Origin of the sequence: Saccharomonospora halophila 8 (assembly GCF_000383775.1) — a bacterium.
Classification (GTDB): domain Bacteria; phylum Actinomycetota; class Actinomycetes; order Mycobacteriales; family Pseudonocardiaceae; genus Saccharomonospora; species Saccharomonospora halophila.
Genome location: NZ_KB912573.1, coordinates 2,206 through 11,997 on the forward strand (window position 1 = coordinate 2,206; position 9,792 = coordinate 11,997).

General features: G+C 69.1%; 9 protein-coding genes and 1 pseudogene. 7 read left to right on the top strand and 3 right to left on the bottom strand.

From position 1 onward, the window contains the following. Positions 1 to 1,456, top strand: a 1,456-nt coding sequence (locus SACHA_RS22645) for a hypothetical protein (RefSeq protein ID WP_157601736.1), incomplete at its 5' end; no start/stop codon positions are given. Positions 1,457 to 1,567: 111 nt separating this feature from the next. Here SACHA_RS22645 and SACHA_RS0116405 read toward each other — a convergent pair. Both SACHA_RS0116405 and SACHA_RS0116410 read right to left on the bottom strand, forming a co-directional pair. After that, entirely contained in the window at positions 1,568 to 2,323 is a 756-nt protein-coding gene (locus SACHA_RS0116405; RefSeq protein WP_019811499.1) for a decaprenylphospho-beta-D-erythro-pentofuranosid-2-ulose 2-reductase, read from the bottom strand. Beyond that, on the bottom strand, positions 2,320 to 3,681 hold the full coding sequence (locus SACHA_RS0116410) for an FAD-binding oxidoreductase (RefSeq protein WP_019811501.1): 1,362 nt from the start codon (positions 3,679 to 3,681) through the stop codon (positions 2,320 to 2,322). Before SACHA_RS0116410 ends, SACHA_RS0116405 begins: the two co-directional genes overlap by 4 nt. A 72-nt stretch (positions 3,682 to 3,753) precedes the next feature. On the opposite strand from SACHA_RS0116410, the gene SACHA_RS0116415 reads away from it, so the two are divergent. Together SACHA_RS0116415 and SACHA_RS0116420 are read left to right on the top strand one after the other, a co-directional pair. Beyond that, positions 3,754 to 4,197: a GtrA family protein gene (locus SACHA_RS0116415; RefSeq protein ID WP_019811502.1), complete on the top strand. Its 444-nt coding sequence runs from the start codon at positions 3,754 to 3,756 to the stop codon at positions 4,195 to 4,197. An 88-nt stretch (positions 4,198 to 4,285) separates the two neighbouring features. Further along, positions 4,286 to 6,235, top strand: a complete 1,950-nt coding sequence (locus SACHA_RS0116420) for a glycosyltransferase (protein ID WP_019811504.1) — start codon at positions 4,286 to 4,288, stop codon at positions 6,233 to 6,235. Positions 6,236 to 6,315: 80 nt separating this feature from the next. On the opposite strand, the gene SACHA_RS0116425 is transcribed toward SACHA_RS0116420, so the two are convergent. Then, positions 6,316 to 6,558: a hypothetical protein gene (locus SACHA_RS0116425; protein ID WP_019811506.1), complete on the bottom strand. Its 243-nt coding sequence runs from the start codon at positions 6,556 to 6,558 to the stop codon at positions 6,316 to 6,318. A 180-nt stretch (positions 6,559 to 6,738) separates the two neighbouring features. Between SACHA_RS0116425 and SACHA_RS0116430 the strand changes: the two genes are divergently transcribed. The 4 genes and pseudogenes from SACHA_RS0116430 to SACHA_RS26295 all read left to right on the top strand — a co-directional run. Then, complete coding sequence (locus SACHA_RS0116430) at positions 6,739 to 7,518, top strand: ESX secretion-associated protein EspG (protein ID WP_019811508.1); 780 nt, start codon at positions 6,739 to 6,741, stop codon at positions 7,516 to 7,518. A gap of 91 nt (positions 7,519 to 7,609) precedes the next feature. Beyond that, on the top strand, positions 7,610 to 8,077 hold the full coding sequence (locus tag SACHA_RS0116435; RefSeq protein WP_019811510.1) for a hypothetical protein: 468 nt from the start codon (positions 7,610 to 7,612) through the stop codon (positions 8,075 to 8,077). 38 nt (positions 8,078 to 8,115) lie between these two features. Next, the gene (locus SACHA_RS26665) at positions 8,116 to 8,646 is read left to right on the top strand and encodes a DUF3558 family protein (protein ID WP_198010166.1); all 531 of its coding nucleotides are present in this window, start codon (positions 8,116 to 8,118) and stop codon (positions 8,644 to 8,646) included. A gap of 441 nt (positions 8,647 to 9,087) precedes the next feature. Then, positions 9,088 to 9,792 (top strand): annotated as a pseudogene (locus SACHA_RS26295) (hypothetical protein); the annotation flags it as partial.

Genomic DNA, 9,792 nt, shown 5'->3' on the forward strand with positions numbered 1-9,792 from the left:
CCGCGCGGGCACGGTCGGCACGGGTCGGGCCGTCGGCCGGGGGCTGGCCGCCCTGCTGCCGTTGGCCGCGGGGGTGGGGCAGTACGTCTTCTACCTCGTGGCCACCGGCACGGTGCGGGCCAACGGGGTGCAGGCGAAGTCGCACCTCTACGACGAGCCGGTGTTCTACCTCGGCCGGTTCGTCGACCGCACGGTCGCCAACATCCGGGGCGTGGTCGACTCGTTCGGCGGGCTCAACGCGACCGACTTCGCCTTCCCCGGCGCGCTGCTGCTGTTCCTGGCCGGTCTGGCCTACCTGTTCGCGACCCGGCGCGACCACCGTCCGCTCGCGGTCGCGCTGGGCGTGGGGTTCGCTCTCGTGGTCGGCTCGGCGTCGACCCTGTCCACCGCGTTGATCCACGAGCTGCGGTATTTCCAGCCGTTCCTCCCGGTGTTCCTGCTGCTCGCCACCTGCGGCGGGTACGGGCTCACCCGGCTGGCCCCGCGGCCCCGGCAACGCCGGTTCGCCGCGCACGCCCTGCTGGTGGTGGCGTTGCTGTTCACCCTGGTCGCCACGCCGACGTGGGCGGAACGCCTGGGCAGGCAGTCCGCCACGATCCGGGACACCGACGTGTCGGTGGCCGCCTGGATCGACCGCAACCTGCCCCGGGACGCGATCGTGGGGGTCAAGGACGTCGGCGCGATCGCCTACTACGGCCACCGCCGCGTGGTCGACCTCGTCGGGCTGGCCACGAACGGCCTCGCCGAGCCGGCCAACCACGGCACCGGCAGCCTCTACGAGGCGCTGCGCGCGCTGCCGGAGGACGAGCGGCCCACCCACTTCGCGGTGTACGAGCCGCCGCCCGGGCCGTCGATGCGGCCGTTCGCCGACGCGGGCCTCTTCGGCCGGGAACCGCTGGAGACCTTCGAGGTACGCGCCCCCGCGGCGCTGAACGGGCGGCGGATCGTGCCGTTCTCCGAGGTCAACGTCCACCGGGCGGACTGGCGTCCGGCCGGCAGCGGGGACCGTTCCCCGGTGGACGGCGAAGTGGTGGATCACCTCAACACCGGCAGTCTACGCTCGGAGGAGGCGCACGACTACGAGGTGCGCATGCAGCAGCCGGGCCTGCAGCCGCACACCACCCTGCGCAGACACGGCAACGTGCTCGACAGCGGCCGGATCGTCGTGGGCGGCGAGGCGTTCACCGCCGAGGGACTCACGCCCGGCAGGCCGCTCCGTATCGCCACCCGGGTCCTGGCGCCGGGCCCGAACCACCAGGTGCGCGTCCGCGTCGACGGCCGCGACGCCGGGACGTGGACCCTTCCCCCGGGCGAGGACCGCTGGTCGACCGCCGAGTTCACGGTCCCGCCCGACCTGGTCACGTCCGGGACGGCCCGCATCGAACTGGAACCGACCCGCCCCCTGCACAGCCCCTACCCGGAATACACGTCCTTCGGCTACTGGCTCCTCCAGTGACCGGAGCCGCCGCCCCGCGAGTCGCCACCTCGGGCCCGCGAGTCGCCGTGCCGGGCCGGCGAGTCGACGCACCGGGACGGCGAGTCCCGCGTGCGCCGGGTCGCGCGCGGGTCAGATCGGGAGCTTGCGGAACAGCGGCCGGGGCACGTGGCGCAGCGCCGACATCACCCAACGGAACGCGCCCGGCGCCCACACCAGGTCCTTCCCGTCCCGCACGGCCCGCACCGCGGTCTCCGCCACCTGCTCGGGGGTCTGCTCCAGCGGGGCCTTGCCCATGCCCTCGGTCATCTTCGTGCGCACCTGCCCCGGCCGCACGACGGTGACGCTGCCGCCGTGCGGGCGCAGTGCCTCGCCGAGGCCCAGGTAGAAGCCGTCGAACCCGGCCTTGGTCGAGCCGTAGACGAAGTTCGACCGGCGTACCCGCTCACCGGCCACGGAGGACAACGCCACGATGCTGCCGTGCCCCTGCGCCCGGATCCGCTCGGCGAGCGCGACGCCGACGGAGGCGGCGGCGGTGTAGTTCACCGTCGCCAGGCGCACCGCCGTGGCGTGGTCCTGCCACGCCTGCTCGGCGTCGCCGAGCAGCCCGAAGGCCACCACGGTGACGTCGATGTCGCCGTCGGAGAACGCCTTGTCCAGCACGGCCGGGTGCGAACCGGTCTCGGTCGCGTCGAAGTCCACGCAGGTCACCTCGGCACCCGCGGTGCGCAGCCGTTCGGCCGCCGCGTCCAGCCGCGGGGAGGGACGCGCGGCGAGCACGACCCGCATCGGCCGGGCGGCGAGGTAGCGTTCCGCGATCGCCAGCCCGATGTCCGAGGTGCCGCCGAGCAGCAGCAGCGATTGGGGATTGCCGACAGCGTCGATCACAGGTGCAGCCTCCTGGCCATGTCGGAGCCGAAGACCCGCCCGGGGTCCACGGAGTCACGGATCGTGCGCCACTCGTCCAGGCGCGGGTACATGCGGTGGAACGTCTCCGGCGCGGTGCGCGAGTCCTTCGCCGTGTAGAGCCTGCCGCCCGCGGCCAGCACCTCCGCGTCCAGCTCGTCGCAGAAGGCACCGAGTCCGTCCTTGACGGGGAAGTCGACGCTGAGCATCCACCCCGGCGACGGCCACGACAGCGGGGCGGGATTCGCCTCGCCCATGCGCTTGATGACGTTGAGGAACGAGTAGTGCCCCGAGTGCGCGATCCGGTGACACAACCCCTTCAGCGCGTCCTCGCGGCCGAACGGCACCGAGAACTGGTATTGGAGGAACCCGCGCGGGCCGTAGGCGCGGTTCCACTCACCCAGCATGTCGAGCGGGTGGTAGAACTGCGTCAGGTTCTGGACCTTGCCGCGGGCGCCGCCCCGGGGAACCGTGCGCTGCCACAGCGCGTTGATCGTGCCGAAGGTGACCTTGTTGCCGAGTCCGTTGGGGAAGACGTCCGGCAACGTCATCAGCTTCGGTGCGTCGAATTTCAGCGGGTCGGCGCGCAGCTCGTCCGGGAGTTGGTCGAGCGTGGCGAGGTCGCCCCGGGAGAACGTCGCCCGCCCGAGCCGGTCACCTGTCGTGATCAGATCCGGGACGGCCATCGAGTAGTCGTAGCCGTCGTCGGACCCGTCGGTGAGCAGCGCCAACGTCTCGTCGAGGTTCGCGGTGCGGTCGGCGTCGACGACGAAGTAGGCCGTCTCGGTCCGCTTCATCCGCACGGTCGCGCGCAGGATGACGCCGGTCAGTCCGATGCCCGCCACGGTGGCCCAGAACAGGTCCCTCTCCGGGCCCTCCGGGGTCAGCGTGCGCACCGACCCGTCCGCGGTGAGCAGGTCCAGCGACACGACGTGGTTGCCGAAGCTGCCCGCGCTGTGGTGGTTCTTGCCGTGGATGTCGTTGGCGATCGCGCCGCCGATGGTGACCTGGCGGGTGCCCGGCAGCACCGGCACCCACAGCCCGTACGGCAAGGCCGCGCGCATCAGTGCGTCGAGGCTGACCCCCGCGTCGACGTCGACCGTGGCGCTGGCCGTGTCGATCGAGTGGATCCGGTCGAGCGCGGTCAGGTCGAGCACCAGACCACCGGCGTTCTGCGCCGGGTCGCCGTAGGAGCGCCCCAGGCCCCGCGCCACCACACCGCGCGCGCCCGCCCGGGTCACCGCGCGGGCGAGTTCGTCCACGTCGGCGGTGCGCAGGACCTCCGCCGTCGTCGGCGCGGTCCGTCCCCACCCGGTCAGTGTCCGCCGTTCGGTGTTCACCCTGACCAGAGTAGCCGCGCCGATCCGCCTAGACTCGGAAGGGACGGCGACACTCGCACCGACGGGGTAGGCATGGTGGTGACCGGATCGCGAACGACCGGGGCGGTGAGGACCTCCTCCCCCGGCCTGCTCACCCAGGTGCTCCGGTTCGTGCTCATCGGTGGCTTCTGCGCGCTCGTCGACTCCGGGATCTACTGGCTCCTGCTGCAGGCGGGTCTGTGGGTGCACCTCGCCAAGGCGCTCAGTTTCATCGCGGGCACGACGACCGCGTTCTTTCTTAACAGGCGTTTCACATTCACCGGGGCACAAAAGGGTGGTGCCGGGCAGCTCGGCGGTTTCGTGCTGCTCTACACGGTCACGTTCTTCGTCAATGTGGGTACCAACGCAGTGGCCCTGTACCTGCTGCCGGACCTGCGTTGGCGGGTGGCGCTGGCCTGGGTCCTGGCGCAGGGCACCGCCACCACCATCAATTTCATCATGCTGAAGTGGGTCGTGTTCCGGGAAGCGCGCCCGTGAACGGGCAGCCGTCGGGTCACCCGATGAGGGCTGTACCTTACTGGGCGACTCCCGCGTGACGGTTTTTCCTTTGGAGGACTGAGGTCTCATGCCCGGTAAAGCAGCACCGGCCACCGCGCCCGAGCAGGCCCCGAGTGGGTCCCCGTCCGCCGCCGCGCCCGCGAGCGGGGAGGAGCCCCTGTTCTCCGAGCGTGCGTCGGCGGGCAGGCTCACCGCCCAGCGGGGCCTGTACGCGGGACCGTCCGATGTGGTGAGCAGAGACCTCTACGCCGAGGTGGTCGAGGGGGTCGTGACCCGCCGCAGGCACGGTCTCAGTCTGGAGCCGTCCGCGCGGGTGTCCGGCAACACCTATTTCGGACGGTTCCCGGCCAGCTACTGGCAGCGGTGGACCACGGTCCGCTCGGTGACCGTGGAGGCCACCGTCGTGGGATCCGGTCGGCTCGTGGTGCGGGCGTCCGATGTGGACGGGGAACCGCGCACGGTGGCGGTGCGGACCGTCTCCGACGTCGAGGACGCGGCGGTGGTCCTCGACGCGCCGGTGGACAAGTTCCTCGACGGCGGGGCGCTCTGGCTGGACGTGGAGACCGAGGCCGGACAGCGACTCACCGTCTCCGACGTGCGCTGGACCGTCGAGGCGCCGGAGCGCGTCCGGCCGACCGCGGTCACGATCTGCACGATGAACCGCGCGGACGACTGCCTGGCCAACCTGCGCGCGCTCGCGGACTCGCTCGACGCGCTGGAGACCCTGGACGCCGTCTACGTCGCCGACCAGGGCACCGACACGGTGGACTCGCGGGACGGGTTCGACGAGATCGCCGAGGAGATGAAGGGCAAGCTGCACTACATCAAGCAGCCGAACCTCGGCGGCGCGGGCGGGTTCACCCGCGGCCTCTACGAGGTCGCCGGGCACACCGACACCGAGCACGCGAACGTTCTGTTCATGGACGACGACGTGCTGCTGGAGCCGGATCTGGTGATCCGGTTGACGGCGTTCTCCAACCGCGCGGCGAACCCGATGATCGTCGGCGGCCAGATGCTGAACCTGCTGCACCCGAACCAGCTGCACGTGGGGGCGGAGTACGCCAGCCTGAACACGTTGGAGCCGGGACAGCCCGTCGAGCACAGCCTGACCACCGCCGACCTGCTCGGCGTGGACGAGGAGACCGGCAAGCCGAACAAGCAGGAGCGCAGGCTGGACGCCGGCTACAACGGCTGGTGGTCCTGCCTGATCCCGTACGAGGTGGTCAAACGGATCGGCTACCCGATGCCGTTCTTCTTCCAGTGGGACGACGCGGAGTACAGCTACCGTGCGCGGGCACACGGCTTCCCCACGGTGACCCTGCCGGGTGCGGGCGTGTGGCACGCGGACTTCCACTGGAAGGACTGGGACGAGTGGCACCGCTACTTCAACCTGCGTAACTCGATCATCACCGCCGCCCTGCACAGCCCGTTCGACCTGAACGTGCTCTCCCGCGTGCTGCTGGCCCAGCTCGTGCGCTACCTGCTGGGCATGCAGTACGGGCTGTCGGCGACCCTGATCAAGGCCGTGGAGGACTTCCTCGAAGGGCCGGAGATCCTGGACGACGGCGGGGTCGCGGCCATGAAGCGGATCCGCGAGATCCGGGACCGGTACCCGGAGACCAAGAAGTACGACCCGACCGAGGTGCCGGGCATCGAGTCGAACGACATCGGCATCATCAACACCCCACCGCGGCCGAGCCTCCAGCGCGTCGTGCTGCTCAAGCGCGTCCTGAACCGGTTGCTGGGGCGCAACCGGTTCGCGATGGGCGCGATCCCCACCGACGAGGCGAACTGGTGGCACGTGTCCCAGTTCGAGACCGCCGTGGTCACCGACGCCTCCCAGGAGGCGGTCCGGGTCCGCCGTTACGACCGGCAGCGCATGTTCGACCTGGCGAAGCAGGGCGTGCGGATGGTCAACCGGCTGCGCAAGGAGGGGCGCGCGGTGCAGGCGCAGTACCAGCGCGCCATGCCGCAGTTGACCAGCCGGGAGAACTGGAAGCGGCTCTACCGGCTCTGACGGGACCGGGGGCCGGGCGCTGCGGTGCCCGGCCCCCGGCCCCCGGCCCCGTTACCGGCGACCGACCGCGATCCGGCGGCTCACTGCATGCCGAAGACCTTGCCCCGCCGTTGCAGGTTGTCGATGTAGGCGGCGGCCACGTGCGCGAAGTTGACGTTCACGGTGAGCCCGTCGGCGGTGTGCACCCTCTCGATCGCACCGTGTTCGAGGTGCAGATGCAGTTGGGCATCGAGTTCGCCGACGTCCTCGGCGCGGAGGGGGAACAGGAGCGGGTCGCCGCCACTGACCAGATGCAGCACGAGCGCGGGCTTGTCTTCGGCCATGGTCCCACCACAGCAGGAGGACGGGCGGGCTGCAACACGGTTCACCCACAGCGGATCCGCGTCCGGGACCGGTCCGCCGGCCGACCTGTTCGACCCGTTCGGGCTAACGCCCTCTTCCGGCCGCGCCGGCTGTTAACGTGCATTCCTGACACAAGGAGTGAAACCGGGGGGAAATCGGGCATGGTGCAGTCCTTCTCGTTGTCGTCGGCCGCCGTGGACGTCCTGTTCGAGCACACGAAACTGGGCCGCGCGCCCTTCCCGTTCGAGGTGCCGCACGTGGGGGACACGTACCACGCGCGGGCACAGATCCGCGACGCCGTGTTCCGTGACCTGCACGGACGTGGCCTGATGCGGCAGAACCGGCTCGACCCGGACGTCGAGGCGGCGTTGTTCACCCTGGTGCGGGGCTCCGCGGCGGTCACCGCGGCGGCGAACCTGGGCGACGACGGGATGCTGTTCGCGCGCTCGGCCGCACAACGGCAGACGGCGGTGCTCGCCCGGCAGGACGGCGACGCGCTGATCGTCGAACTCATCCGCCCCGAGGCCCTCGTGCCCGCGATCGTGCATCTCCTGCCGTCGACACCCCCGGCACCCGGTCAGTCGGTGACGGTCGCCAAGCCACAGCGGCGCCCGCAACGCCGCACCGAGGAGGACTCCTACGACCCGTTCGCCGGCGCCTCGGCCCCGCGCTCGCGTGCGGCACCGCAGATGCGGGCGGTCGAGCGGATGTTCGAGAAGCCGCAGTTGCGCATGGGCCAGTTCACCGCCTTCGTCAGCGGTGGCAACGGCGCGGTGACCTCGCTCGAACCGGTGGTGTGGTTCGACTCGGAGGACGGCCGTGTCTTCTGCACCGGCCGCACCGCCGACGACGGCCAGAAGTGGCTCACCTACGCCCCCGCGGAAGCGAACCGCATCTCGCAGCACCTGTATTCCCAGGTGAGAGGCGCGTTCCAACGCTGAGTCCGCCGTGGGCCTCCGGTGCGAAACGCACGTGCGTCTGTGTCGTGGTCGCTACACTGCGTACGGCGACAGAGCACGGAAGGGGTCCGGGATGCCGATCTACGACCAGCCGGAGCCGTCGAGGAATTCTTCCTTCCTCGAGAAGGTGAGCCCGTTCGAAACGGCCACGGCGGGCATGACCAGCGACGCGATGGACTCGATGGCCTCCGAGGCCAAGAAGATGGTCGAGTCCGCCAAGTCCGGCGGCTTCCGCGTCAGCGAGAACGCCGCCCAACCCATCAGGGACGCGCTGCTGGAGATTCAGAAAGACGTGAACGATGCGTTGGAACAGTTGAACGTGATCGGCCGGAATGGGCCTCAACTGGGAAACCACGAGTACGGGCGGGCTGTCGCGCAATTTCACCAGCAAGCACTGTTCGTCAGAGATGGATCTCCTTACAAGGCGTTGCAGCGGCTCTCTGAGGTCGTCGGAGAAACTGACAAGGCGTTGGAAATCGCAGTGCGGAAGTATCAAGAGATAGACGAGTTCGTGAAAGAATCTATCCGGAGTGAAAGTTGACGAGAACAGACAGGTCAGCGTCTCGGCAATTTCTGTCGTTGACTGCTGCTGCGGTCCTTCTGGCTGCGTGTTCGAATGCGGAGAGCGGGTCACCTGTCTCAACGAGTGCGGCACTGGATACTTCATCGACGTCTTCAGATCGTGGAGAGGTTGCTCTGGGAGCCATCGACCCCTGTTCTCTGCTCGAGCCTGCTGAACTAAGTAGAGTCGGTGACTTCGAGCAGGGGGTCGAGGGCCTGCGTCGTGACGGTTCGCGAGAATGTCATTGGACGGGCGTTCGTCAAACTGCGCACCAGGGAGATGTTCCAGGAATCTATCTTGTGGTGCGAGGTGACTCAGGTCTCGATGAATTCGGCGACATTGGCAGTGGCGTACGTACGGGTACGACGGAAGCGACAGGCCGGAGGATAAAGCAAACTCGAAACGAAGATGGTTGCATCGTCGGTTTGGCCGTGGGGGTAGGGGGCCGTGTGGATGCGATCGCCACGCAGGCGGGGCCGGAAAGATCGTGTGACATGGCGAACGAGCTTGCCGAGATCGTCGATCCCAAGATACCGGAAGGTGAATAGATGTCTTCGGAACAGGGGCCAGTGATATCTGCCGAGCAGCTACTTGGCATGTCCGCCAACGAGATGCGGGCGCATGTGTCTGGTGGGGGTCCTCTACCCGCACTGTCCGAGGAGCAGCTGCGTCAGCTCCCGGGTGATCTGGTCGAACCCTATATCGTTACTCGGTTCAACCAGACGGGCGATCGTGGTTGGTTCGAGAGAACGATGCACTCGGTCAAGGCTGGGGTCAGGGCCGACCAGGTAACTTCCGATCGGATCACCGAACGGCAGTCGTCCGGCATCGATTACATGGAAGGTCCGCCGAGCTCGGACAGGAATTACCTCGCTGACAGCCACGAGAAACTCAAGTCCGACATCGACGCGGTTCAGCCAGGGGCGATCAGAGCGTACTCCGACGGCTATTACAACCTCCATCAGGTTCTGCGCAAGGTATCCGACCTGATGCGGGAGAAGGTCGGGAAGTCGCAGCAGGAATGGGAGGGGGACGCGGCCGACAGTGCGCACGGGTACTTCCTCGGGCTGGGTGACTGGGCCGAGGGGAACGCGGAGAACGCGATGCTGGCCTCCGACCTGATCGTCAAGGAGTCCGAGGCCGCGGAGAGTGCCCGGAACAGCATGCCCGAACCGGTCCCGTTCGACATGAAGTCCGAGATGGCCGGGTGGGTCAGCGATCCGTTGTCGTTCGACGACAGGATCAACGAGACGATCGAGAAGCACCGGCGCAGCCAGGAGGCGCATGAAGAGGCCGCGCGGGTGATGACCCGGTACGACACCGATCTCAACGCGGCAGGCAGTAAGCAGCCGGTGTTCACCGAGCCGCCCGCGTTCGACGGTTCCTCCTCGGCCGGTGACGCGGGGTCCGGCGTGCGGAACATCCCGGGTACCGCGACGAGCGCGTCGGGGTTCGCGGGTTCCGCCGGGAGTGCCGGTGGGGCCGCAGGGTCGGTGCCCGGAGGAGTTCCCGGCGGTGGACCCGCCGGATCGTCGGGGTCGTTGCCCGGTGGGGCGAGTAGCGGTGTCGCTCCGACGCCGGGGGCAACGAATCCCTCGGGTTGGCAGACGGGCCCGGGAGCGGCGCCGGGGGGACGCAACAGCGCGAACCCCGGCAGCGGCGTGGGGCCGATGCCGGTCGGGGGGCCGGTCGCC